At 73.6% G+C, this 24,651-nt stretch carries 20 protein-coding genes and 1 riboswitch; of the genes, 11 read left to right on the top strand and 9 right to left on the bottom strand.

What is annotated here, in order from left to right; genetic code table 11:
- Positions 1 to 63 precede the first annotated feature (63 nt).
- Both AC07DA_RS21555 and AC07DA_RS21560 read left to right on the top strand, forming a co-directional pair.
- The gene (locus tag AC07DA_RS21555) at positions 64 to 1,419 is read left to right on the top strand and encodes an SWIM zinc finger family protein (RefSeq protein ID WP_479129790.1); all 1,356 of its coding nucleotides are present in this window, start codon (positions 64 to 66) and stop codon (positions 1,417 to 1,419) included.
- A gap of 139 nt (positions 1,420 to 1,558) precedes the next feature.
- Positions 1,559 to 3,223 carry a DUF5691 domain-containing protein gene (locus AC07DA_RS21560; protein ID WP_479129791.1) on the top strand — a complete coding sequence of 555 codons (1,665 nt, stop codon included), beginning with the start codon at positions 1,559 to 1,561 and terminating at the stop codon, positions 3,221 to 3,223.
- A gap of 194 nt (positions 3,224 to 3,417) precedes the next feature.
- Here the strand turns inward: AC07DA_RS21560 and AC07DA_RS21565 are convergent, their stop codons facing one another.
- Positions 3,418 to 3,840, bottom strand: coding sequence for a cobalamin B12-binding domain-containing protein (locus AC07DA_RS21565; protein WP_479129792.1), 423 nt, complete (start codon positions 3,838 to 3,840; stop codon positions 3,418 to 3,420).
- A gap of 503 nt (positions 3,841 to 4,343) precedes the next feature.
- On the opposite strand from AC07DA_RS21565, the gene AC07DA_RS21570 reads away from it, so the two are divergent.
- Together AC07DA_RS21570 and AC07DA_RS21575 are read left to right on the top strand one after the other, a co-directional pair.
- Positions 4,344 to 5,207, top strand: coding sequence for an esterase/lipase family protein (locus AC07DA_RS21570; RefSeq protein WP_479129793.1), 864 nt, complete (start codon positions 4,344 to 4,346; stop codon positions 5,205 to 5,207).
- A 293-nt stretch (positions 5,208 to 5,500) separates the two neighbouring features.
- Positions 5,501 to 7,060 carry a M23 family metallopeptidase gene (locus AC07DA_RS21575; RefSeq protein ID WP_479129794.1) on the top strand — a complete coding sequence of 520 codons (1,560 nt, stop codon included), beginning with the start codon at positions 5,501 to 5,503 and terminating at the stop codon, positions 7,058 to 7,060.
- A gap of 99 nt (positions 7,061 to 7,159) precedes the next feature.
- On the opposite strand, the gene pcrA is transcribed toward AC07DA_RS21575, so the two are convergent.
- Positions 7,160 to 9,637: a DNA helicase PcrA gene (gene pcrA, locus AC07DA_RS21580; protein WP_479129795.1), complete on the bottom strand. Its 2,478-nt coding sequence runs from the start codon at positions 9,635 to 9,637 to the stop codon at positions 7,160 to 7,162.
- Between the two features lie 314 nt (positions 9,638 to 9,951).
- A riboswitch (cyclic di-AMP (ydaO/yuaA leader) is annotated at positions 9,952 to 10,122 on the top strand.
- 8 nt (positions 10,123 to 10,130) lie between these two features.
- Between pcrA and AC07DA_RS21585 the strand changes: the two genes are divergently transcribed.
- Both AC07DA_RS21585 and AC07DA_RS21590 read left to right on the top strand, forming a co-directional pair.
- Positions 10,131 to 11,279 (top strand): C40 family peptidase, encoded by a 1,149-nt coding sequence (locus AC07DA_RS21585; RefSeq protein ID WP_479129796.1) that lies wholly within the window; start codon positions 10,131 to 10,133, stop codon positions 11,277 to 11,279.
- Positions 11,280 to 11,359: 80 nt separating this feature from the next.
- Positions 11,360 to 12,304, top strand: a complete 945-nt coding sequence (locus AC07DA_RS21590) for a TDT family transporter (protein WP_479129797.1) — start codon at positions 11,360 to 11,362, stop codon at positions 12,302 to 12,304.
- Here the strand turns inward: AC07DA_RS21590 and AC07DA_RS21595 are convergent.
- Positions 12,282 to 12,635: a hypothetical protein gene (locus AC07DA_RS21595; RefSeq protein ID WP_479129798.1), complete on the bottom strand. Its 354-nt coding sequence runs from the start codon at positions 12,633 to 12,635 to the stop codon at positions 12,282 to 12,284. The genes AC07DA_RS21590 and AC07DA_RS21595 overlap by 23 nt on opposite strands.
- Before the next feature lie 423 nt (positions 12,636 to 13,058).
- Here AC07DA_RS21595 and AC07DA_RS21600 point away from each other — a divergent pair, with 423 nt between their 5' ends.
- Complete coding sequence (locus tag AC07DA_RS21600; protein WP_479129799.1) at positions 13,059 to 14,114, top strand: C40 family peptidase; 1,056 nt, start codon at positions 13,059 to 13,061, stop codon at positions 14,112 to 14,114.
- 26 nt (positions 14,115 to 14,140) lie between these two features.
- Here AC07DA_RS21600 and AC07DA_RS21605 read toward each other — a convergent pair whose 3' ends face one another.
- Positions 14,141 to 14,872, bottom strand: coding sequence for a LuxR C-terminal-related transcriptional regulator (locus AC07DA_RS21605; protein WP_479129800.1), 732 nt, complete (start codon positions 14,870 to 14,872; stop codon positions 14,141 to 14,143).
- On the bottom strand, positions 14,869 to 16,161 hold the full coding sequence (locus AC07DA_RS21610) for an ATP-binding protein (RefSeq protein ID WP_479129801.1): 1,293 nt from the start codon (positions 16,159 to 16,161) through the stop codon (positions 14,869 to 14,871). The genes AC07DA_RS21605 and AC07DA_RS21610 overlap by 4 nt, the downstream gene beginning before the upstream one ends.
- 177 nt (positions 16,162 to 16,338) lie before the next feature.
- Between AC07DA_RS21610 and AC07DA_RS21615 the strand changes: the two genes are divergently transcribed.
- Together AC07DA_RS21615 and AC07DA_RS21620 are read left to right on the top strand one after the other, a co-directional pair.
- A complete protein-coding gene (locus tag AC07DA_RS21615; RefSeq protein ID WP_479129802.1) occupies positions 16,339 to 17,811 on the top strand; it encodes a PspC domain-containing protein in 1,473 nt (490 codons plus the stop codon).
- A complete protein-coding gene (locus tag AC07DA_RS21620; RefSeq protein ID WP_479129803.1) occupies positions 17,798 to 18,031 on the top strand; it encodes a hypothetical protein in 234 nt (77 codons plus the stop codon). Before AC07DA_RS21615 ends, AC07DA_RS21620 begins: the two co-directional genes overlap by 14 nt.
- A gap of 29 nt (positions 18,032 to 18,060) precedes the next feature.
- Here AC07DA_RS21620 and AC07DA_RS21625 read toward each other — a convergent pair whose 3' ends face one another.
- On the bottom strand, positions 18,061 to 18,591 hold the full coding sequence (locus AC07DA_RS21625; protein WP_479129804.1) for a DoxX family membrane protein: 531 nt from the start codon (positions 18,589 to 18,591) through the stop codon (positions 18,061 to 18,063).
- Between the two features lie 157 nt (positions 18,592 to 18,748).
- Complete coding sequence (locus AC07DA_RS21630) at positions 18,749 to 19,828, bottom strand: hypothetical protein (protein ID WP_479129805.1); 1,080 nt, start codon at positions 19,826 to 19,828, stop codon at positions 18,749 to 18,751.
- 601 nt (positions 19,829 to 20,429) lie between these two features.
- Here AC07DA_RS21630 and AC07DA_RS21635 point away from each other — a divergent pair.
- Positions 20,430 to 21,326: a DUF4429 domain-containing protein gene (locus tag AC07DA_RS21635; protein WP_479129806.1), complete on the top strand. Its 897-nt coding sequence runs from the start codon at positions 20,430 to 20,432 to the stop codon at positions 21,324 to 21,326.
- A 25-nt stretch (positions 21,327 to 21,351) separates the two neighbouring features.
- On the opposite strand, the gene AC07DA_RS21640 is transcribed toward AC07DA_RS21635, so the two are convergent.
- The gene (locus tag AC07DA_RS21640) at positions 21,352 to 22,146 is read right to left on the bottom strand and encodes a class II aldolase/adducin family protein (protein WP_479129807.1); all 795 of its coding nucleotides are present in this window, start codon (positions 22,144 to 22,146) and stop codon (positions 21,352 to 21,354) included.
- A gap of 186 nt (positions 22,147 to 22,332) precedes the next feature.
- Between AC07DA_RS21640 and AC07DA_RS21645 the strand changes: the two genes are divergently transcribed.
- Positions 22,333 to 22,806, top strand: coding sequence for a pyridoxamine 5'-phosphate oxidase family protein (locus AC07DA_RS21645; protein WP_479129808.1), 474 nt, complete (start codon positions 22,333 to 22,335; stop codon positions 22,804 to 22,806).
- A gap of 26 nt (positions 22,807 to 22,832) precedes the next feature.
- Here the strand turns inward: AC07DA_RS21645 and guaA are convergent, their stop codons facing one another.
- The gene (gene guaA, locus AC07DA_RS21650) at positions 22,833 to 24,413 is read right to left on the bottom strand and encodes a glutamine-hydrolyzing GMP synthase (RefSeq protein WP_479129809.1); all 1,581 of its coding nucleotides are present in this window, start codon (positions 24,411 to 24,413) and stop codon (positions 22,833 to 22,835) included.
- Positions 24,414 to 24,651: the final 238 nt, after the last annotated feature.

Below are 24,651 nucleotides of genomic sequence, written 5' to 3' on the forward strand. Positions count from 1 at the left end.
CAAACGTCGTGCCGGGATCGCGCGCTGACCCGATTGTCAGTGGTGGGATCTACCTTCGATGGCATGACTCAGCAGGGGGTGCGCTGGACGGCGGACCAGGTGCTGGCCTTGGCGCCTGACGCCGCGTCACGCAAAGCGGGAGGCAGGCTCGGCGCGGCGGGGCCGTGGTCCGAGGCGGGCAGTTCCGACGAGGGGACGGTGTGGGGGCTGTGCAAGGGCAGCGGGAGCAAGCCGTATCAGACGGTCGTCGACGTGGCGGACCCCTCCGGGCCCGCGTACAAGTGCAGTTGCCCGAGCCGCAAGTTCCCGTGCAAGCACGCGCTGGGACTGCTGCTGCTCTGGGCGGGCGGCGACGCGGCGGTGCCGCGGGGGGAGGCGCCCGAGTGGGCCGGGCAGTGGATAGCGGGGCGGCGCGGACGCGCGGAGGAGAAGCGGAGCGGGCAGGGCGCGGGGCCGCCGGCCGCATCGGCTGATCCGGATGCGGCGCGGCGCCGGGCGGAGCGCCGGGCCGAGCGGGTCACGGCGGGCGCGGTGGAGCTGGAGCAGCGGCTGGCGGACCTGTTGCGCGGCGGCCTGGCGACGGCGGAGCGGTCGGGGTACGGCCTCTGGGAGGAGACGGCGGCCCGCATGGTCGACGCCCAGGCGCCGGGCCTCGCCGCCCGGGTCCGGGAGCTCGGGGCCATCCCGGCCACGGGACCCGGCTGGCCGGTGCGGCTGCTGGAGGAGTGCGCGCTGCTGCATCTGCTCGGCCAGGGCTGGCTGCGCCGCGAGCGGCTCCCGGACGGTCTCGCCGCCACGGTCCGCTCCCGCATGGGCCTGCCGGCCTCCGCGGACGGCGAGCCGGTACGGGACCGCTGGCTGGTGCTGGCCCAGTACGACACGTCGGACACGCGCCTGACAACCCGCCGGATATGGCTGTACGGCGCCGACTCGCACCGCACGGCACTGCTCCTCTCCTACGGCGCCGCCGGCCGAGCCCCGGAGCTGGCGCTGCCCGTGGGGCTGTCCCTGGAGGCCGAGGTGGCCCCCTACCCGGGCGCCGGGCAGCTGCGGGTGGCGCTGGGCGAGCAGTTCGCCCCTCCGGCACCGGCGGCGACACGCCCGCCGGGGGTCACGACCTCCGAGGCGGCCGCCCGGTACGGCGACGCCCTGCGCGACGACCCGTGGCTGGAGTCCGTCCCGGTGACGCTGGGCCGGGTCGTGCCGGCCCCGGACGGGGACTCCTGGCAGCTGGCGGACGCCGACGCGGACGCGGCGCTTCCGCTGACCCCGGTCGCGCGGTCGCGGCCCGGTCTGTGGCGGCTCGTCGCCCTGTCGGGCGGCGCCCCGGTCACGGTGTTCGGCGAGTGCGGCCACGAGGGCTTCACGCCGTTGACGGCCTGGCCCGAGGGCCCGGGCGACGCCGTGTCCCTGTGCTGACCGGACGGCGGCAGCCCGCCTCCTGAGACATCGGCCGGACCCACCCTTCTCACAGATCCACGCATTTTCCAGGCATCACGGGACAACCGGTAAGGGCGAGCCTTCAACCAACTCCGGGCGCCCCACGGAAAGGAAGCTCATGACCAGGACCTCCGCTCCTGTGGACGCGCCCGCCCCGGGCGCCTGGGAGGGGCTCGTCACCACGGCACTGCTGGGCACGGACCGGCGCACCCCGCCGGGCACCGCCCCGGGGCGGGACGCCCCGGTGGCCCTGCTGGACGCGGCGGCCGTGCAGACCGTACGGCGGCGGGCCGGTCTGCGTCCGGCGCGGGCCGCGCAGCGTCCGCGGCGGGCCCCGGAGGACCGGCGTCCGCCGCTGCCCGCCGCTGCCGCCCGCAGACTCGCGATGCTGCTGGCCGACCGGCCCGGCCCGTCCGGCGGGGGCCGCCGCGGCGCCGCGCCCGACCTGATGGAGCTGCTGCCCCAGTGGCTGGCCGCGGCGAACGCCCGGGGGTTCGCCCCGCCCGCCCAGGTGCTGCCGGCGCTGCTGGACGCGGCCCGGGGGCGGACGGACCTGCGCCCGGCGGCGCTGGAGTTCGCGGGACCGCGGGCCTTGTGGCTGGCCCGGCTGAACCCGGACTGGCGGTTCGCCCTGCGTTCGGCCGAGGGTGGCGCGGCGGCCCTGACGCGTACCGAGGACGACGACCGGACACGGCAGTTGTGGCAGGAGGGCCTGTTCGCCGAGCGGGTCGCCCTGCTGTCCGCCCTGCGCTCGCGCGACCCGGCCGCCGCACGCGAGCTGCTCGCCACGACCTGGGCGACGGAACGGGCCGAGGACCGGCTGATGTTCCTCGACTCCCTGCGCACGGGCCTGGGCCCGGACGACGAGCCGTTCCTGGAACAGGCCCTGGCCGACCGCAGCCGCAACGTCCGGGCGACGGCGGCGGAACTGCTGTCGGCCCTGCCCGGCTCGGCGCTCGCCGCGCGGATGGCGGTCCGGGCGGCGGCGTGCGTGGCCATCGACCACACGCGGACCAGCCGGACCACGGGTACGCCCGCCCTCCCCACGATCGTCGTCGAGGCCCCGCACGAGTGCGACCCGGACATGGAGCGCGACGGCGTCGTGCCGAAGGCCCCGGCGGGGCGGGGCGAGAGGTCCTGGTGGTTCGGCCAGCTGGTGGAGGCGGCGCCGCTCGGGACGTGGTCACGGCGGCTGGGCGGCCGGACGCCCCGGGAGATCGTGGCGCTGCCGGTGGCGGACGACTGGCAGGGCGAACTGCACGCGGCGTGGTGCCGGGCGGCGGTGCGCCAGCGGGACGCGGAGTGGTCGCGCGCGCTGCTCGGCGAACCCTCCGCACCGGAGGCGGGCGGCCCGGGCGCGGTGTCCCTGGCCGAACGGGCCAGGCTGCTCGCCACGCTCGACGCCGCCGAACGGGCCGGGTGGGTGGCCGGCTTCATCGCGACGCACGGCCTGTCCGAAGCCTTTCAGCTGCTCGGCGTGTGCGCGGTGCCGTGGGCCCCGCCGCTCGGCCGTGCGGTGGTGGACGCGCTCAACATCGCGCGGGACGCGGGGAGTTATCCATGGAGTTTCAGCGGAGTCATGGGGCTGGCCGAGCGCTGCCTGGACCCGTCCGAGTCCGGCCGTCTCGACGCCCTGCTGGCCGTACCGGACGAGCCGGAGGACGCGTCCCCGGGAGCGGGCGGCTACTGGGCGGAGGCCTTCCAGCGCCTGGTCACGACCTTGCGGCTGCGCGCGGCGATGATCGAGGAGCTGGGCCCGCCGGAGAACGGCACCGCGCCCTAGACCGGTACGGCGCTCCGGGCCGCCGCCCGGCCGGCCCGGACCGCGACGGCGACGCGGGCCACGCCGGCACCGCCCCCGGGAGCCACCCGGGCGGAGGCCGGGCAGGCGACAGCAGGCTCAGGTGCGAGAGCGACCCGGGCCGCCTCCGCACCGCCCCGAGCCGCGGCCCTCACCTCGCCCCGGTTCCCGTCGGCTCAGCCCCCGGAGGCAGCGGGCTGGCGCACGTTCGCCTTGACCCAGTCCACGATGGACTGCGTCGTCGCACCGGGCGTGAAGATCTCCGCGACGCCCTTCTCCTTCAGCGGGGCGATGTCCGCCTCGGGGATGATCCCGCCGCCGAAGACCAGGATGTCCGCCGCGTCCCGCTCCCGGAGCAGGTCGATGACCGCCGCGAAGAGCGTGTTGTGCGCCCCGGAGAGGATGGACAGGCCGATCGCGTCGGCGTCCTCCTGGATCGCCGTGTCGACGATCTGCTCCGGAGTCTGGTGGAGGCCGGTGTAGATGACCTCCATACCGGCGTCGCGCAGGGCCCGCGCGATCACCTTGGCCCCGCGATCGTGGCCGTCGAGCCCCGGCTTGGCCACCACCACGCGGATCGGACCGGCTGCCACACCCATCACTGCCTCCATGAAGCGACTGCATCCATCGGTACGGACAAGTACCGCACACATCCGGCACGCCGTACACGTCACCGTGCCCCGGACGCGCCCCGAACCGCCCGGGGAAGTGAACGAACGTTATCTCCAGCATCCCGCAACCGGCAGTTTCGCGGTGCCGACCGAGGGGGAAATCACACGGTGGGACAAGCGCAAGGGGAGCCGCGAGCAGGCCGCCGCACCGCCGGGCCACCCACCACTCACAGCGGCGGTACGTCACTTCGGCGACGGCACGCAGGACAAGCACAGCACGCAGGACACGCACGGCGCACCAGCGGGAAGCCAGGTCAGCGCATCGGCCGTGGCCCTCGCCGCACCACCGGCGTCACACCCGCCGCACGCCGCGCTCACTCCCCGCAGCTCAAGCTGCTCGCGCGGTCGTCGTCGGCCGTCTTCGCCGCTGCTTTCCACGAGTGCACACGGGGGGCGACGCCGTCCTGCCGCGTGCCGACAGGAGGTCGGCCATGAAGGTCACCGGGGCTGCTCCGCCCCTTCTTCCGCTCTGCCGGCGCCTGCTGCCGAACCGGCTGGCGGGACTCTCCATGGCGCTCCTGAAGGCCACCGCCCTGGAGATGGCGATCCTGGCCGGGCACCTCCTGCTCTATCCGTCCGGCATCGCACAGGAGCGGCGCGCCCCCGCCCCGGCCCTGCCCGCCGACGGCGCGGCCCAGCTGCCGACGGAGGCCAAGCCCCCGGTCGTCCTGCTGCACGGCTTCATCGACAACCGCTCGGTCTTCGTCCTGTTGCGCCGCAGCCTCGCCCAGCACGGCAGGCAGCAGATCGAGTCCCTCAACTACTCGCCGCTGACCTGCGACATACGGGCCGCGGCCGAGCTGCTCGGCCGGCACATCGAGGAGATCTGCGCACGCACCGGCGCCGAGCGGGTCGACGTCGTCGGGCACAGCCTCGGCGGCCTGATAGCCCGTTACTACGTGCAGCGGCTCGGCGGCGACACGCGCGTGCGGACCCTGGTCACCCTCGGCACGCCGCACTCGGGCACCCGGGTGGCGCCCCTGGCCAACGCGCACCCCATCGTGCGCCAGATGCGCCCCGGCTCGCCGGTGCTCGAGGAGCTCACCCGGCCCGCCCCCGGCTGCCGTACGCACTTCGTGAGCTTCTGGAGCGACCTCGACCATGTGATGGATCCGCTGGAGTCGGCCTGCATCGACCACCCGGATCTGGCGGCGCAGAACATACGCGTCACCGGCATCGGCCATCTCGCCCTGCCCGTACACCCCGCCGTCGCCAATGGGATACGGCAGGTTCTCGACACGGCCCGCCCGGGTGAACCGTCCACCGGCCAGGCGGAAGGCCTCACGGTGGCCTGAACCGGTCCGCCCGGCGACCGCCGCACCACCCGGTCGGGCGACAGTCGGCCCGTGGCCGTCACACCGGGCGCGCGGACTCGTCATACAGATGACACACAGCTCCGCATCACCCGACAGCCTCGAACAAACCTCGAACACAGGGCCAAGCCTGCGCCCGCAGTCCGCCAAAACACGGCCGAATGCCCGTTTCCTGCGCACGCGAAACCTGCCGAAGATTGTCGTGCCCGCGTACCGCCGGGTACAGTCGCCGCACTGCTCTGGCAGCCCCTGTTGTCGAGGCGAAAGAGAAGTTGGTGAACGACCGTCACCCGTCGGGGACCATGACCCCGGCTCCGGCTTCCGACGCCGCCTCGGCGCCCTACGCGTCGTACGGCACCCAGGAAGCCCAGTACGGCGACTTCACCACGTACGGCGACTACGCCGCCACCGGTTTTGACGCCACCGGCACGGACGGCGCCGGTATGGACGCCACCGGCCACACCACGGCGAGCTTCGCCACCGACCCGCTCTTCGGCGACATGCCGGGCGACGGCCACGGGACGGGCGCGTACGACACCGGCCACTGGCCCACGGGGACGCACGAGAACCCGCACTACGACGCGTACGCGGCCCAGCACCACGCCGCCTACGACACCGGCGTCTACGACACGGCCTCCTGGAACACCGAGCAGCAGCCGCTCTCCGCCATCCCGCCGCAGGCCGCGTCCCCCGACGCCACCGGCCAGTGGGAGTCCGGCGCCTGGCTCCAGCCGGACCAGTCGGGCAACCCGGCCGACCGGACCCAGCAGTGGGAATGGGGCACGCAGGCTTTCGACACGGGCGCCTTCGACGCCACGCAGTGGAACTCCGACGGCACGCCCGCACCCGCCCCGGACGCCTACGAGCAGCACGGCGAAACCTTCGAGCAGCACGAGACGGCCCCCTTCGAGCAGCACGAGACCGCGACGTTCGAGCAGGTCTCCTACGACGAGTCCGCCGGGGCCGGGTACCACGACCCCGCCACGGACGCCCACGAACCGGCCGCCACCGGCGAACTGCCCACCGTCACCTCGCTCCTGGACGACCAGGAAGAGGTCGCGCCCCCCGCTTCCCGGGCGGCCTCGCGCGCCGGTTCCCGCTCCCGCCGCCGTACGCCGCCCAGGCGCTCGGCGCTGATGACCATCGCGGTGCCCTCGGCGTGCGTGATGGGTGTGGCGGGGATCGCGGCCGCCTCCGTGGGCAGCCTCACCGAGGACAGCGCCGCGGAGGCGCACACCACCGCGGCGGACGCGCAGCCGGTCCAGCCGGCCGCGGCCAACAACAAGCTCGACACCCAGTTGCAGAGCCTCGCCGCCGGCGCCGACGACTTCGCCGACCGGGCCAGCCGCACGCAGGAGCGCATCGACCTCAAGGCCCAGCAGGCCGCCGAACGCAAGCGGGCGGCGGAGGAAGCGGCCCGCAAGGAGCGGCTGCGGCCCAAGTTCGCCCTGCCGGTCGCGCAGCACGGACTGAGCGCCTACTACGGCCAGTCGGGCATCAACTGGATGTCCCTGCACACCGGCATCGACTTCCCCGTCTCGTACGGCACGACGGTGATGGCCGCGACCGACGGCACCGTGCGCACGCAGTGGAACAGCGCGTACGGCAACATGATGATCGTGACCGCGAAGGACGGCACGGAGACGTGGTACTGCCACCTCTCCACGTACACCGTCCCCTCGGGAACGACCGTGAAGGCCGGGGACCCGATCGCGCGCTCCGGCAACTCCGGCAACTCGACCGGCCCGCACCTGCACTTCGAGGTGCGCCCCGCGGGCGGCTCGGCCATCGACCCGCTCTCGTGGCTCCGCAGCCACGGCGTCGACCCGACGTAACACCCGGCCCCTCGCCGCAGGACCGGGCGGAGGGCCGGAAGGCCTGGTGGCCCCCGCCGGGCGGACCGGCCGGGGCCCTTCCCCTGCCGGCTCACCGGGCTACAGCTTCTCCACCGGCGCGTACCGCAGCAGCAGGCGCTTCGGCTTCGTGTCGCCGAAGTCGATCGTCGCCTCGGCGTTGGCGCCCGTGCCCTTCACCGCCACGACCGTGCCGAGACCGAACTGGTCGTGCGTGACGCGGTCCCCGACCGCCAGCGACACCACCGGCTTCTCGGACGTACGGCGGGTGGCGAAGCCGGACGCGCCCGAGGCGGACGAGCGCGAGCGGGACGACGACAGCGAGGCCGCCACGGCGGAGACGGGGCCGGAGGACGCGGGGGCGGTCGCTCCGGTGCGCTTCCACTCCACGTGGGCGGGCGGGATCTCCTCCAGGAACCGGGAGGGCGGGTTGTACGAGGGCTGGCCCCAGGCGCTGCGCAGGGTGGACCGCGTCAGGTACAGCCGCTCCCGCGCGCGGGTGATGCCGACGTACGCCAGGCGCCGCTCCTCCTCCAGCTCCTTGGTCTGGCCGAGGGCGCGCATGTGCGGGAAGACGCCGTCCTCCATGCCGGTGAGGAAGACCACCGGGAACTCCAGGCCCTTGGCGGTGTGCAGCGTCATGAGGGTGATGACGCCGTCGCCGTCCTCCTCGTCGGGGATCTGGTCGGAGTCGGCGACCAGCGCGACCTGTTCGAGGAAGTCGGCCAGGGTGCCCCGCTCGTCCTCGCCGCGCTCCTGCTCGAACTCCATGGCGACGGCGGCGAGCTCCTGGAGGTTCTCGATCCGGGTCTCGTCCTGCGGGTCGGTGGAGGCCTGCAGTTCGGCGAGGTAGCCGGTGCGCTCCAGCACCGCCTCCAGCACCGTGGCCGGTCCGGCGCCGGACTCGACGATCGTGCGGAGGTCCTCCATCAGCGTGTTGAACCGCTTGACCGCGTTGGTGGAGCGCGCGGCCATGCCGTAGGCCTCGTCGACGCGCTTGAGCGCCTGCGGGAAGCTGATCTTCTCGCGCTGCGCGAGGGCGTCGATCATCGCCTCGGCACGGTCGCCGATGCCCCGCTTGGGCACGTTGAGGATCCGCCGCAGCGGCACCGAGTCCTCGGGGTTGGCCAGGACGCGCAGGTAGGCCAGGACGTCCCGGACCTCCTTGCGCTCGTAGAAGCGGACGCCGCCGACGACCTTGTAGGGCAGGCCGACGCGGATGAAGACCTCTTCGAAGACGCGGGACTGGGCGTTGGTGCGGTAGAAGACCGCGACGTCGCCCGCCTTCGCCTCGCCGGCGTCCGTGAGGCGGTCTATCTCGTCGGCGACGAACTGGGCCTCGTCGTGCTCGGTGTCGGCGACGTAGCCGGTGATCAGCGCGCCGGAGCCGGCGTTGGTCCACAGGTTCTTGGGGCGGCGGGACTCGTTGCGCTCGATGACGGCGTTGGCGGCGCTGAGGATCGTCTGCGTGGAGCGGTAGTTCTGCTCCAGCAGGATCGTCGTCGCGTCCGGGTAGTCCTCCTCGAACTGGAGGATGTTGCGGATCGTCGCGCCGCGGAAGGCGTAGATCGACTGGTCGGCGTCGCCCACGACGCACAGCTCGGCGGGCGGGACCACGGCCTCGGGCGGGACGTCGACGGGGTGTCCGGCGGTGCCGACCAGCTCGCGGACCAGGGCGTACTGGGCGTGGTTGGTGTCCTGGTACTCGTCGACCAGGACGTGCCGGAAGCGGCGGCGGTAGTGCTCGGCGACGTCCGGGAAGGCGCGCAGCAGGTTGACCGTCGTCATGATCAGGTCGTCGAAGTCCAGGGCGTTCGCCTCGCGCAGCCGCGACTGGTAGAGCGCGTAGGCCTGGGCGAGGGTCTTCTCGAAGCCGTCGGTGGCCTGCGCGGCGAAGTCCTCCTCGTCGATCAGCTCGTTCTTCAGGTTGCTGATCTTGGCGCTGAAGGACTTCGGCGGGAAGCGCTTGGGGTCGAGGTCGAGGTCGCGGCAGACCAGGGCCATCAGGCGCTTGGAGTCGGCGGCGTCGTAGATCGAGAAGGAGGAGGTGAAGCCGAGCTTCTTGCTCTCGCGCCGGAGGATGCGCACGCACGCGCTGTGGAACGTCATGACCCACATGGCGTTGGCGCGCGGGCCGACGAGCTGCTCGACGCGCTCCTTCATCTCCCCGGCGGCCTTGTTCGTGAAGGTGATCGCGAGGATCTGGCCCGGGTGGACGCCCCGCTCGGCGAGCAGGTGGGCGATGCGGTGCGTCAGCACGCGGGTCTTGCCGGAGCCGGCGCCGGCCACGATGAGCAGCGGGGAGCCGGAGTGGACGACCGCGGCGCGCTGGTTGTCGTTCAGCCCCTCCAGGAGGGCGGCCGTGTCCACGACCGGGCGCGGGGCGCCGTCCCGGTAGTGGGCGTCCCGGTCCGGCGGCACGTCGAACTTCCCGCCGAACAGATCGTCCGGGATCGGCTCCGGACCGTGATCGTCCTCGGGTGGCGGCGGGGGCTCGTCCGCGGGGCCCCGCTGGGCCTGGAGGCTCGCCAGGAAGCTGTCGTCAAAGAGGCTGCTCATCGCTCTCCGAGTCTAGGGCGCCCCACTGACAGCCCGCCGCTGCCCTGAGCACATCGGCGGGCGGAGGGCCCTCCCCGGCCGGTCACCGACCCGCCGGTCGCCCGGTGGAGTGGCGCGATCACCACCCGCGACACACGCTCCGTTCCCGGATGAATCGCCATGAAAGCACCCCATTCCCTCACGCTCTGCGATGCTCTTGCGAAAGGTCACGAAAATGTATCGGGCATATCACCCATCAACCTTCACAGGTGCCACACACGTTGGCTACGGTGCGACCGGGCCGCATGACCCCCACCGGCGAACGTCGCCGGGCCGCGCGGCCTCCGCCGAGTCCGGTGTGCCGCAGCGGCAGCCGGAGCCGGGGACCCACCGAGACCTGGGGTGAATCGGCCCGACTCCCGTCCCGGGACGGCCGTAGGGCAACCCTTCCGAACCACCCGCCCGAACCCGACAGCTAACCCGGTAGGCGGAACCTTGGAAGGAGTCGCCTCCCTTGGCGTCGCACCGTAAGTCGCGTCCTTCGGGTACGCGCGTGGCAGGCATACGGACCCCCGCCCTCGCGACGGCGGCCCTCACGTCCGTGGCCCTGCTGTCCCAGTCGGCCGACGCCGCCCCCGAGGCCGACGGCACGCCCAGCCTGGAGGAGGTCGAGAAGAAGGTCGACGACCTGTACCGCCAGGCCGAGTCGGCGACCGACAAGTACAACGCGGCCAAGGAGAAGACCGCGAAGCAGCGCAAGCGCGTCGGCGCCCTGCTCGACGGCGTCGCCCAGCGCACCGAGAAGCCCGGCGAGGCGCGTCAGAAGCTGGGTTCCGTCGCCGCCGCCCAGTACCGCACCGGCGCGGCCGCCCCGGACACCGCCACGTTCCTGCTCGCGGACACCCCGCAGGACCACGTCGGCCAGTCCCAGCTGATGGACCGGATGACCGGCCGCCAGAAGGCGGCGGTCGACGACCACGTCACCCAGCGGTCCGCGACGACGCCGAAGCGGCAGGAGGCCACCGAGACCCGGCGCGCGCTCACCGAGTCGCAGAGCGACCTGAAGACGGCCAAGGCCACCGTCCAGCGGAAGCTCGCCGACGCCCGCGACCTGCTGTCGCGGCTGACCGCCGAGGAGAAGGCACGGCTCGCGGCGACCGAGCAGGAGAGGCAGCGGGACGCCGCCCGCGAGGCCGCCGAGCAGGCCGCCCAGGAGAAGGCCCGGCAGGAGGCCGCCCAGCGGCAGGAGAGCAGCACCCCGTTGCCGGGCACCACCTCCACGGCCCCGGCCGACTCCTCGTACACCACCACGGCGGACAAGGCGCTCGCCTTCGCCCGCGCCCAGATCGGCAAGCCGTACGTGTGGGGCGCCGTCGGCCCCGGCTCCTACGACTGCTCCGGCCTCACCCAGGCCGCGTGGAAGGCCGCCGGGGTGACCCTGCCCCGCACCACCTACGACCAGGCCGACGCCGGCACCACGGTCCCCCTGGCCCACGCCCAACCCGGTGACCTGGTGTTCTTCCACGACGACGTCACCCACGTCGGCATCTACACCGGCAACGGCATGATGATCCACGCCCCCAAGCCGGGCACCTACGTGCGCGAGGAGCCGGTCCACTACGACGGCGAGTCGGCGATCCACAGCGTGGTCCGGCCGGCCTGACCGAGGGTCCCGTACGTTTGTGAGGGGCACGCGCGCGTGCCCCTCTCGTAACCCGGGCACCGCTGCCTAGCATCGGCGCTGTGTCCGGACCCTCCCCGTATGCCACCTTGCTGGCGACCTACGCGCTGACCACCGGCACCCTGTCGGCCGGTCTCGACTCGGCGGGGTACGAGGTCCTCTCCCTCATCGCGCTCCTCCCGGCCGGCGCGGCCTGGCTGGGGACGCCGGCGTACGTCGTACTGCGGCTGCCGCCGGCGGCGTGGCGGGCGCAGGTACCGGTCGCGCTCACCTTCACGGCGGCGACCGCGATGATCGGCGCCGGTCTCTGCGCGGCCGGCTGGCAGCGGTCGGCCGCGGCGCTGCTCGCGCTCGCGGCGCTGCTCTGGACGCTGCTGCTCGTCGCGGGGGACCCGGGCCGCGGCGGGACCGTGTTCCTGCGCTGCGTGGCCACCCAGGGGCTGGCCGTGCTCGGCGCCACGCTCGCCGCGGCCGAGTCGGCGGCCTGGCCGGCCCACGCGGCCCTGGTGCTGTTCTGGCTCGGGTTGGTCCTGTACTGCTCCGCCCTGTTCCGCTTCGCCCCTCGCGAGGTGACCGACGGGCCCGGGGACCACTGGCTCGCGGGCGGCGCGCTCGCCGTCTCGGCACTGGCCGGGGCGCGGCTGCTGAGCGCCGACAGCGGCCGCCTCCACCTGTGGAACCACGACGCCCACGCCGTCCTCGGCAGGGTCACGGTCGCCCTGCTGGTGCTCACCGGGGTGTGCTGGGTCGCCCTGCTCACCGCCGAGCTGATGTGGCCCCGGCACGGCTACGACGTGCGCCGCTGGACCGGTGTGTTCGGCGCGGCCGTGACGGCCGCGGCCGCCTCGGCCGTCGCCGCCGCCCTGGACGCGCCCTGGCTCGACGCCGTCGGGGAGGCGCTGCTGTGGGCGGCGGTGGCCCTGTGGCTGGCGTGCACCGCCTGGACGGCCGCCGCGGCCCGCGCCGGGTCGCGGTCCGCCGGGGTCAGGTCCAGAGCACGGCGATGAAGACGTTGGCCGTGGTCAGCAGCCCGACGAGACCGAACAGGCCCTTGTCCACCTTGTCCTCGTCGCGCTTGACGTAGACCAGGCCGAGGATCACGATCAGCAGGGCGAGCTTCACGCCGATCTTGATGTTGTTCACGGACTGGTCGTCGGCCTGGTTGAGACCGACCAGGACCACCCCGGTGACCAGCATCGTCAGGGCGCCGTGCAGCATCGCGGGGGTGTAGCGGGCGGTGCCCTGGCCCATCGCCTTCAGCTGTGTGAGGAAGCCGCCCAGCAGCGCGGCGATGCCGACGATGTGCAGACCGACGAAGAGGTGGATGAGTACGTCCATGAGGCCGGAGCCTAATCAGCGTCCCACGGCCCTCGGACACCGGCCCATCGACGCATATATGCGGCCCCATAGCACCCGATCCCCGTCACTCACCCAGGAAATCGACGTATCGGTCATCACGCTGAGTTGAGTGGACGGCACCGGAAGGGCGGCACGGTCGCATACGGTCACCGCCGGTCCTCTCAGGACACTTCCGCGCACCGGCCCCCGGCCCCGCTCGCCGAGGTTTAGCGTCCTCCACCAGGTGACCGGCTCCCCACCGCCGCCCGGGCCAGGGGCGGCAGTCGGACACCACCGCCGAGAAGGTCCGGCGGCGGCCCGCTTCCCCTGTGCGGGCCGCCGCCGGACGCGCGCAGGCCGCTGTCCGCTCCCCGACGGCCGTACGCACCCACCGGCGGTCCAGGAAAGGACGTGGCCTGAAGAGTGGCAGCGCACCGCAAGCCCCGACAGCGCTCGACAGGTGGCGGCACGGCCCGCACGGCCGCCACCATCGCCCTCGCGGGCGCGGCGACGGCGACGGGCTTCGACGGGACCGGACACGCCGAACCGCAGCTCACCCCCGGCCAGGTCAAGGCCGAGGTGGACAAGCTGTACCGGCAGGCGGAGGTCGCCACCGAGAAGTACAACGGCGCCAAGGAGAAGGCCGAGGCGGCCGGGCAACGGCTGCGGGCCCTCCAGGACCAGGCGGCCCGCAAGGAGGAACGACTCGCCACCGCCCGCGAGGCCCTCGGCACGGTCGCCGCCGCCCAGTACCGCGGCGGCGGCTTGGACCCCGCCGTGCAGCTCGCCCTGTCCGACGACCCCGACCGCTACCTGGAGAACGCCGAGTTCGTCGAGCGGGCCGGGAACCGGCAGAGGTCCGCCGTCGCGGGCGTGCGCAAGCAGCTCCGGGAGATCGAGCAGCTGCGCGGCGCCGCCCACATCGAGCTGGCCTCCCTGAAGTCGCGGCAGACGGAGCTGAAGCGGCACAAGAGGACCGTCACCGGCAAGCTGGGCTCGGCACGGCAGCTGCTCTCCCGGCTCACGGCCGAGGAGCGCACCCGGCTCGGCGCGTCCCCCCGCGCCTCACGCACCTCCGGACCGCGGGAGACCCTGGCGGCACCCGGGCCGGCCGCCTCGCAGGCGCCCAACTCCCGTGCGGCCGCGGCCGTCTCCTACGCCTACCAGAAGCTCGGCAGCCCCTACGTCTGGGGCGCGACCGGGCCGAACGCCTTCGACTGCTCGGGCCTCGTCCAGGCCGCGTACCGCTCCGCCGGCGTGTCCCTGCCCCGCACGACCTACTCCCAGATCGACGCGGGCCGCCGCGTCTCCCGCTCCGAACTCCTCCCCGGCGACCTGGTGTTCTTCTACGCCGGCATCAGCCACGTCGGCATCTACGTGGGCAACGGCCGCATGATCCACGCCCCGAACCCCTCGGCGCCGGTCCGGGTCGCCCCGCTCGACGAGATGCCGTACGCGGGTGCCACCCGGGTGGTGTGACCCCGTCGGCCGGGCGCGGGCGGGCGTCACACAAGGCGGCGGGCCGTCGCCCAGCGCGTCAGCTCGTGCCGGTTGGACAGCTGCAGCTTGCGCAGCACCGCCGAGACGTGCGACTCGACCGTCTTCACGGAGATGAACAGCTGCTTGGCGATCTCCTTGTACGCGTATCCCCGGGCGATCAGCCGCAGCACCTCGCGCTCGCGCTGGGTGAGGCGGTCTAGGTCCTCGTCGACCGGCGGCGCGTCCGTGGAGGCGAAGGCGTCCAGGACGAACCCGGCCAGCCGCGGCGAGAAGACCGCGTCGCCCTCCTGGACGCGGAAGATGGAGTCCACGAGGTCCGTGCCGGTGATCGTCTTGGTGACGTACCCGCGGGCCCCGCCGCGGATCACGCCGATCACGTCCTCCGCCGCGTCCGACACGGACAGCGCGAGGAAGCGGACCGGCCGCTCGGTGTCGCCCATCAACGGGGCGCAGCGGCGCAGCACTTCCACCCCGCCGCCGCCCGGGAGGTGCACGTCGAGGAGGACCACCTCGGGCCGGGTCGCGGTGATGACCGTGACCGCCTGGTCGACGTCCGCCGCCTCGCCGACGACCTCGACGCCGGTCTGCTCGGTCTGCCCGATCTCGGCCTGGACACCCGTGCGGAACATGCGGTGGTCGTCGACGAGGACCACGCGCACGCGACGCCCGCCCGACTCCGCGGGCCCGGGCACCTCCGCCGCTGCCGCCGTACCGTTCGCCTCGGTCGGGTCGCTCATGACGTCTTCTCCGCCCTCTCCATCTCCAGCTCGACCTCCGTGCCGCCGTCCGGCACCGCGCGCAGCCGCGCCGTACCGCCGTTGCGCTCCATGCGGCCGATGATCGATTCTCTGACACCCATCCGGTCGGCGGGTATCGAGTCGAGGTCGAAGCCGGGCCCGCGGTCCCGGACGGACACGAAGACCGTCTTCCCCTCGACCTCGGCGTAGACCTGTACGGCCCCTCCCTCGCCACCGTACTTGGCGGCGTTCACCATCGCTTCGCGCGCGGCCTGCATCTGCGCGGCGATCCGCTCGTCGAGCGGGCAGTCCCCCACCACCACGACCTCGATGGGGACGCCGTGCTTGTCCTCCACCTCGGCCGCGTTGCGCCGGACCGCGTCGGCGAGGGTCGTGGGCTCGTCGGCCTCGTCCTTGCCCGTGCCCTCGGGCTTGTAGAGCCAGGTGCGCAGGTCGCGCTCCTGGGCGCGCGCGAGGCGCCGCACCTCGCCCGCGTTCTCCGCGTTGCGCTGGATCAGGGTGAGCGTGTGCAGCACCGAGTCGTGCACGTGGGCGGCGACCTCCGCGCGCTCCTGGGCGCGGATGCGCATCAGCCGCTCCTCGGAGAGGTCCTGGGTCATGCGCACGAGATACGGACCGGCCAGCAGCGTGATCCCCACGAGGACGGCCAGGGCCGCCTGCAGCACCGAGCCGAGGTGGGCGGCGGAGCCCTGCAGGACGAAAATGCCGGAGACGCCGGCCGTCACCAGCAGCACGCCGCCCACCGAGCGCAGCAGCGTGACCGTGCGCCGGCGGCGGCCGACCTCGGCCCAGCGGGCGCGGCGGGCGTTGTCCGCCTGCCGCCAGACCAGGGCGACGCCCGCGCCGACGAGGACCATCGGCCAGAGGTAGGCGCGGGCCCCGCCGCCGAGGTTCACGTTGCCCACGAAGACCATGGCCACGACGACCATGAGCAGCAGGGCCACGATCTGGCCCTTGTCGGGGCGGCGCGTGACGAGCTTGCGCCGTCCGTCGGACGAGGTCTCCGTGGTGACCAGCGAGGGCGGCTTCTGGGCGTCGACCCCGCCGACGCCGAGCGGCACGAAGAACCAGAACGCGGCGTACAGCAGCGCACCGAGGCCGTCGGCCATGAACAGGCCGACGAAGACGAGCCGTACCCAGATCACGGGCAGCCCGAGATGCCCGGCGAGCCCCCGCGCCACGCCTCCCAGCCAGCGTCCGTCGCTGCTGCGGTAGAGCTTGCGCGGCGGCCGCGGCTCGGCGAGTGGCGCTGCTGCGGCTTCCGACATGCCATTGATGGTCACACGTGCGGGAGGCCGGAGCATCAGGGTCGGCCCCGGAGACTCCCCTGATCCACGGACCCGGCCCGTCGAACGCTTCCCGGGCCGCCTCTCAGGGCCGATATCAGGGTCCGGCCAGGGTCGTTCCGACTGCCGCGGCGGCGCCGCGCCCGTCACCATGGACCCATGACCGATCACGAGCACGCCGCGGCGGGTCCGGGACCCGGCTCCGGCCCGCGTCCCGCACCGGGCGCCGGGCCGCAGGGTGCCGCGCCCGCCGCGGGCTCCTCCGCGCCCCCGCGCGCACCCGGTCGGGCGGGCGCGGAGGAGCGGGCGGAGGATCAGGGAGGGTCTTCCGGCCCGTCCGCGGAAGCCGCCCCTCCCGGGCCGCCCCACCCGTTGCGACGCGACCGCCGCCACAGGATGCTGGCGGGGGTCTGCGCCGGGCTCGGGCGGCAGTGCGACATGGACCCGGTCATCTTCCGCATCACCCTCGCGGTGCTCTCCGCCACCGGCGGCATCGGCCTCATCTTCTACGGCTTCGCCTGGCTGTTCGTCCCGTACGACGACGAGGACGAGAACGAGGTGCGCAAGCTGCTCACCGGCCGCGTCGACGGCCAGGCCCTGGCGGCCGTGCTGTTCGCGCTGGTCGGCTGCGGGGTGTTCCTGACGATGCTGCGCAACGGCGGTGTGCTGACCTTCGCCGTCGTCCTCTCCCTCCTCCTCTCGGGCGCCGGGTACTGGTCCCGCCGGCGCGGCGCCCCCAGCCCCGATCCGCTGGCCGCGCAGGCGGCCGCCGACGCCCCGCCGGAGCCGCAGGCGCCGCCGGTCCTGGCCACCTACCCCTCGTGGTGGCGCGACCCCATCGTCAAGGACGGCACGCACATCGGGGGCACGGGCTACCTCTGGGGCCCGCGCGACACCCGCGACCTCGACGTGGCGGCGGCCGTCAACATCAGCCTCGGCGTCCGGCCCGGCGCCCGCGAGGACATACCGGCCCCGCACTCCCGGCCGCCCGAGCCGCGCGGGCCCCGCTGGATCGGGGGCTGGGTCTTCCTGCTGGCCCTGCTCGCGGGCGCGCTGGGCACGAGCCGGACCTGGGACACCCACCCGCTCGGCACGAGCCTGCAGACCGGCCTGGCCTGCGCCCTGGCGGTCTTCGGGCTGGGCATCGCGGTCAGCGCCTTCCTGGGCCGGACGGGGGCGGGCTCGATCCTCCTGGCGGTCATCACGGCCGGTCTGCTCACCGCCTCGGCGGCCGTGCCCGAGGACATCGGCACCCAGTGGAACCGCACGACCTGGCAGCCCACGGCGGTGGCGGACGTACGGCAGCGGTACGACCTGGGGACCGGCGTCGGCACATTGGACCTGACCCGGCTGAACCTGGCCGCGGACGCCACCGTGACCACCCGTGCCGACGTCGGCGTGGGCCGGCTGAGGGTGCTGGTGCCCGAGGACGTGACCGTGCGGCTGAGCGTCGACGTGGGCATGGGCGACCTCCAGCTGCCGGGCGACGACAAGAAGGACGTGGACGTGCAGCCGGGCCGGCACAAGGAGATGACCCTCTCCCCCGCCCGGGGCGTCAAGGAGTCCGGCACCGTCGACCTGGACCTCCACGTCGGCCTGGGACAGGCGGAGGTGACCCGTGCCGCGTCATGAGATCCAGCCCGGAAGGCTGATCACCGGCGCCGTCCTGACCCTGGTCGGCGTCCTGTACGCCGGGGACGCCGGGGGCGCCTGGCGGATCCCGTGGTTCGTGGCGATCCCCCTGGTCACCGGCGGCCTGTGCCTGGCGGGCGCGGTGGCGTTCGTGACGGGCCGCGCGCGCCGGCGCCGGTCGGCCCGTGCCGCCGCCGACGGCCCGGACACGGCGAGCTGACGGCGCTTGGGCCTGTCTGGCAACAGGCCCTAGCGGTACTCACCCCGGCGCTGCCGTCGCCGTGCCCGCAGGGCCGCGTCCACGGACCACAGGGGTGCGCCCGCCAGGACGAGCGGGATCCAGGCCATGAGGTAGGCGAGGTCGTTGCCGTAGTAGTACGGGTCCGAGGCCCAGCTCACGGTGAGCCACAGGCTCAGGGAGATGAGCGCACCGCCGAGTGCGGCCAGACGGGCCAGGAGGCCGAGCAGGGTGCCGACGCCGACGGCCAGCTCGCCGAGGGCGATGGCGTAACCGAAGCCGACGGGGTTCTTCAGGGAGAGGTCGACCAGGGCCGGGAGGGCGGAGGAGTCCCGGACGGCACGCATCATGTCGCCGATCGAACCGGAACCGGCCTCGTTCATGAAGGCGCTGTCGGTGAGTTTGTCCAACCCCGCGTAGACGAAGGTGACGCCGAGGAAGATCCGCAGGGGGAGCAGGGCGTACCGGACGGCGGTGTCCCGCCAGTCTCCGCCGCCGTCGGGGTAGGGGGTGTGCGTGTCCGTTCTCATACCGTGCGTCATCGCTGCGTAGCCGCCTCTCGCCCACCGGTGCCGAGACCCCCTCAACAGACCATACGTACGACGATCAGACCCGGCTCAATCCTGCGGGTGCGGCTTTTCCGCAGCCGTGGGCGCGTCGACGCCGGTCACTCGGTCACAGGGGGCCGTCGCGCCACCGCTATTCCGTCACCTCCACCGCGTACCGGTTCGTCTCGACCCCCGCCGCCGTGACGACCTGCACCTCCACCCGCCCCGGCTCCACCTCCGCCGGGACCGGCACGGTCAGCAGCGTGTCCGTGGGGTTCCGGAAGCCCCCGGGCACGGGCACCAGCGGCACATGGACGTGCACCGCGCCCACCCGCACGACCATCCGCGCCAGCCGGTCCGCCCCCTGCGCCCCCGGCGGGACGAACCCCGCGCCCCGGATCTCGATGTCGTCACCCGTCCGGATCGGCGCGTCCAGGTCCCCCGCCTCCCGGGCCCGGACCACGGAGAGGATGACCGGCCGGCCGCCCTCCGCGTACTTCCCGGCCAGATACGTCGCCGCCGACACCAGCACCACCAGCGCCAGCCCCCACGGCAGATCCGGCAGCTGGTCCGGCCGCCTGGCCAGCCGTACCGCCCCGAAGAGCAGCGCGACCCCGCTGATCACGACGTACTGGATGTCCGCGAAGGTGCCCCGCCCTGCGTCGTCGGTCAGCAGGTCGGCCGCGCGGGGCCGGTCGGCGCGGACCTTCTGCAGCCGCTGCCCCAGCACCCGCAGCCCGACCACCCGCCGCACGAGCACGGCGATCCCGCACACCACGGCGAGCACGGTCACGACGCCGGCGCCCCGGGCGAGTTCCAGCCCGGAGATCAGCGCGTCCCGCTCGCGGTGCCGGGAGGCGGCCGCGAGCCGCCCGGCCAGCACGAGCACCGCGTAGGCCACGAAGACCACCCACACCGCGGCGACCGTACGGGACGTCGACAGCCGGTTGTCCTCACCGATCAGGGGCGCCAGCGCACCGCCCTTCTCCCGGTGGAACCACGAGGCCGCGGTCAGCGCGCCGGCGACCACCAGCGCCGCGGCCAGCCCGGCCGTACGCGCCGACGTCCAGCCCGCCCCGACCGCGGTGAGGGCCTGCCCGAGCAGCAGCAGGACGACGCCCGCCCAGACCGCGCCCACGGTGCGGCGCCACAGGCCGGCCAGCCAGGCCTGGCCCTCGGCCCGACCCCGCTCGGCGACGAGTGCCGCGGACTGCGCCAGTTCCTCCGACACCCACTGCCGGGAGGCCGAGGCGGAGTGGGCGACCGCGGCCGGCAGCCCGTGCCCGGCCGCGAACTCGTCGCGCCTGCGCAGGAACGCGGCGACGGCCCGCCGATGCCCTTCCCGGGCCCCGTGCGGACAGTCCCCGCAGGCGCACCCGCCCCCGTGACCGCCCCCGTCGTCGCGGCCACTCGTGTGACCACCGGCGTGCCCCGCCGGGTACCCGCCGGGGTACCCGCCCCGGTACCCGCTCGCGGACCCGCCGTCCCGCGCACGCGCGGACGCGCCCGGGTACGCACCCGCGGAGGTACTCGGGTACGCGGCCGCGGACCCGCCTGTGTAGCCACTCGCGGGTCCACCCGCATGCCCGCCCGCGCCCGCGGATCCGCCCGCGTCCCCGCCGCCCTGCCCCGCCTCGCGCACCGTCACGCCCGACGCCCGCCTTCCCGCGACCCAACCACCGCCGGTCTTCCGGACCCCGGAAACACCGCTGTGCAACTCCCGTGCGACGACGACGAATTGTGCCCTATACCACCCGGTCCGCGTCCGCCCCGTCCGGTCAACACGGGTGAAGTTCGGCGTGCCGTGTTGACCCGGCTGCGAGAATTCCCTCATGGCCGAGATCAACCAGCGTGACGGCTCCTGGGCCTTCGACGGCGGCACGATCCGGATCACCCCCGGTCTGCACCGCTCCGTGCCGCTGTTCCGGCAGACGTACGGCGAGATCGCCGTGCCGCTGGAGGCCGTGGCAGGTGTCGTCCTGGAGCCCGAACGCAAGCGCGGGCGGCTCCGGTTGCAGCTCCGGGAGGGCGCCGACCCGCTGCTCCAGGCGACCGGCGGGCGGCTGCCGGACGCGGCCGACCCGTACCGGCTGGCGGTGGACGCCGACCGGACGGGGGTCGCCGAGTACCTCGCCGAGGAGATCCGCCGCGCGCTGCTCCTGGACCGGGTACCGAAGGAACCGGCGAAGGCCTATCTGCTGCCGGGCCCGCCCGTTCCGGTGTCGGTGCGCTCCTCGGACGGCACGGTCTCCTTCGACGGCACCCAGGTGCGGATCGACTGGTCCGACACCTCCGAGCGCGTCAAGCGCGCCACCGGCCCCCGGGTCATCGGCCTGGAGGAGCTGGTCCGGGTCGAGTGGCTGCCGAACACCAGCGAGGAGGACGGCTTCCTGCGCTTCGTGACCCGCGAGACGGTGTTCTCGAAACTGCCGCCGGAGAAGGACCCGTACGCCCTGGACCTGTGGGGCAGCAAGCGCCGCGACCTGCTGACCGCGCTGGTCGCGACGGCGGTCACGGCCCGGCTGCCGCACCCGTCCACCCGCCCGGCCGCCGGTGACGACGAGCCCGGCGCGCACCCCGCGTCCCCCCGTTCGCTGCCGTCGGCCGGCTCCGACCACCACGACGTACTGCTGCGCCGCCTGCGCGAGTTGGGGGAGCTGCACCGCGACGGGGTCCTGACGGACGAGGAGTTCGCGATGACCAAGGCGGCGGTGCTGCGCGGCTTCTGACGATCCCGGCCCGATTCGGCCCGGCCTACCCCAGCAGATCCGGCTCGCTGCGGGTGATGTCCCGCCACATGGGCTGGTAGTTGATCCAGGCCACCAGGTCGCCGCCGAGCTGTTCGCGGGTGGCCACGGCCATGCGGTGGTCGATGCGGACCGGCCGCCCGGCCGCCTGCGCGGTCAGCTGCACCTGGCAGGACCGCTCCATCGTCACGAACCACCAGGCGGCCGCGTCGACCGAGTCGCCGACGGTCAGCAGCCCGTGGTTGCGCAGCACCAGCGCCTTGCGGGAGCCGAGCACGCCCGCGATGCGCCGGCCCTCCTCGGCGTCGACGGCGACACCGGTGTAGGTGTCGTAGAGGGCGTGGTCCTCGTAGAAGGCGCAGCTCTCCTGGGTGATCGGCTCCAGGAGTTCACCGAGGGCCGCCAGGGCCCGGCCGTGCACCGAGTGGCAGTGGGCGACGGCGACCACGTCGGGGCGGGCGGCGTGGACCTGGGCGTGCACCGTGAAGGCCGCCTGGTTGACGTGGTACTGCCCCTCGACGACCTGGCCGTCCTGGTTGGCGAGCACCAGGTCGCTCACCGTGACGTGCCGGAAGGGCAGGCCGAAGGGGTTGACCCAGAAACAGTCGCTGTACTCCGGGTCGCGGGCGGTGATGTGCCCGGAGACGCCGTCCTCGTAGCCGAGCCGGCCGAAGATCCTGATGGCGCCCGCGAGGCGTTCCTTGCGGTGCCGGCGCTCGTCCTCGACCGACTCGTGCATCGGCGGCATCGCGAACCGCAGCCGGTCGGTGGGCAGCGGCAGGGGCGGGGTGGGCCCGTGCATAGGTCCTCCAGCGTCGCTCTCGTAGGGGCGGAAGTTACCGCCGGTGTGGCCGGGAAAACAGAACCGTTCCGTAAAGATGGCCCGAGCGCCCCCCTGAGCACCCCGCACCCACCCGCGTGCCCCCGGGCTCCCCCACCCCACGAATAGCCGACAGAGGATGTCGGAATTGGGCGCCACACTCTCCGTATGACGACGAACTGGGCGGCATTCACCACCGCCGAACCGGATCTGGCCGGCACGGTCGAGAAGCGCTTCGGCGCGTACACGCACCACATCCTCGCCACGCTCCGCAAGGACGGCTCGCCCCGCACCAGCGGCCTGGAGGTGCGGTTCCTCGACGGCGAGCTGTGGCTCGGCATGATGGCGGGTTCGCTCAAGGCGCGGGACCTGCGCCGCGACCCGCGCTTCGCGCTCCAGGCGAACCCCGGGGAGGGCACGGGGATGGGCGGCGGCGACGTCCGCATCAGCGGCCGGGCGATCGAGGTCGACGACGTCGCGACGAAGGCCGGATACGTCGAAGAGGTGGAACCGCCGGAGCCGTTCCACCTCTTCCGCACCGAGCTGACGGAGGTCGTGCGGACCTACGTCGAGGACGACACGTACCTCGTCGTCCAGGTCTGGACGCCCGGCGCACCCCTGCGCACGGTCAAGCGCACCTAGGAGTCACCCACGGGGGGACGCCGGGGTCACTCCCACTCGATGGTGCCCGGCGGCTTCGAGGTCACGTCGAGGACGACGCGGTTGACGTCGCGGACCTCGTTGGTGATGCGGGTGGAGATGCGCGCGAGGACGTCGTACGGCAGGCGTGACCAGTCGGCCGTCATGGCGTCCTCGGAGGAGACGGGGCGCAGGACGATCGGGTGGCCGTAGGTGCGGCCGTCGCCCTGGACGCCGACGGAGCGGACGTCCGCGAGCAGGACCACCGGGCACTGCCAGATGTCCCGGTCGAGGCCGGCCGCGGTGAGCTCCTCGCGGGCGATGGCGTCGGCCTCGCGCAGCAGGTCCAGGCGCTCCTTGGTGACCTCGCCGACGATGCGGATGCCGAGGCCGGGGCCGGGGAACGGCTGGCGCTGGACGATCTCCTCCGGCAGGCCGAGCTCCTGGCCGACCATGCGGACCTCGTCCTTGAACAGCTTGCGCAGCGGCTCGATCAGCTTGAACTCGAGGTCCTCGGGCAGGCCGCCCACGTTGTGGTGGGACTTGATGTTGGCGGTGCCCGTGCCGCCGCCGGACTCGACGACGTCCGGGTAGAGCGTGCCCTGGACGAGGAACTCCACGGCCGGGCCCTCGTCGGCGATGATCTCGGCCTGGGCCTGCTCGAAGACGCGGATGAACTCGCGGCCGATGATCTTCCGCTTCTCCTCGGGGTCGGAGACCCCGGCGAGCGCCTTGAGGAACCGCTCCTCGGCGTCCACGACCTTCAGCTGCACGCCGGTCGCGGCCACGAAGTCCTTCTCGACCTGCTCGGTCTCGCCCTTGCGCATCAGGCCGTGGTCGACGTACACGCAGGTCAGCTGGGAGCCGATGGCCTTCTGCACCAGGGCGGCGGCGACGGCGGAGTCCACGCCGCCGGACAGGCCGCAGATGGCGCGCTTGTCGCCGACCTGCTCGCGGATCGCGGCGACCTGCTCCTCGATCACGTTGCCCGTGGTCCAGGACGGGCTCAGGCCCGCGCCCCGGTAGAGGAAGTGCTCCAGCACCTGCTGCCCGTGCGTGGAGTGCATCACCTCGGGGTGGTACTGGACGCCGTAGAGCTTCTTCTCGTCGTTCTCGAAGGCGGCCACGGGCACGACGTCCGTGGAGGCCGTGACGGAGAAGCCCTCCGGGGCGGCGGAGCAGGCGTCGCCGTGGGACATCCAGACGGCCTGCTCGGCGGGGGTGCCCTCGAAGAGGGTGGAGGACACCTTGGCGACGTGCAGGTCGGTGCGGCCGTACTCGCGGGCTCCGGTGTTGTCGACGGTGCCGCCGAGGGTCTGCGCCATGAGCTGAAAGCCGTAGCACATGCCGAAGACGGGGACGCCGGCCTCGAAGAGCGCGCGGTCGAGGCGGGGGGCGCCCTCCTCGTAGACCGACGAGGGGCCGCCGGACAGGATGATCGCCCGGGGGTTCTTGGCGAGGATCTCCTGGACCGGCATGGTGCTCGGCACGATCTCGCTGTAGACCCGCGCCTCGCGGACGCGACGGGCGATGAGCTGGGCGTACTGCGCGCCGAAGTCGACGACCAGGACGGTGTCGGCGGCGTTGGCAGCGGGAGACGCTGATGACACGAGGTGCCTTCCGGCGGTGGGGCGGGGGTCTTGTGCCACCCGATTCTACCGAGGTGCTCGTGCGCGGCGTCCCGGCCGCGGGGCCGTCCGGGCTCCGGGCCCGGCGTCTCACCATGCGAACCCGTTTGGAGGCCCCCGCTCCCGGGGGCATACTGGCCCCCATGCACACGCACGCGACCTTCGTCTTTACCTATGGCATCCGGCCCGCCGGCTGCCATGGTCGTGCTGCTTGAGCATC

It is taken from the genome of Streptomyces sp. NPDC044921 (assembly GCF_056432865.1).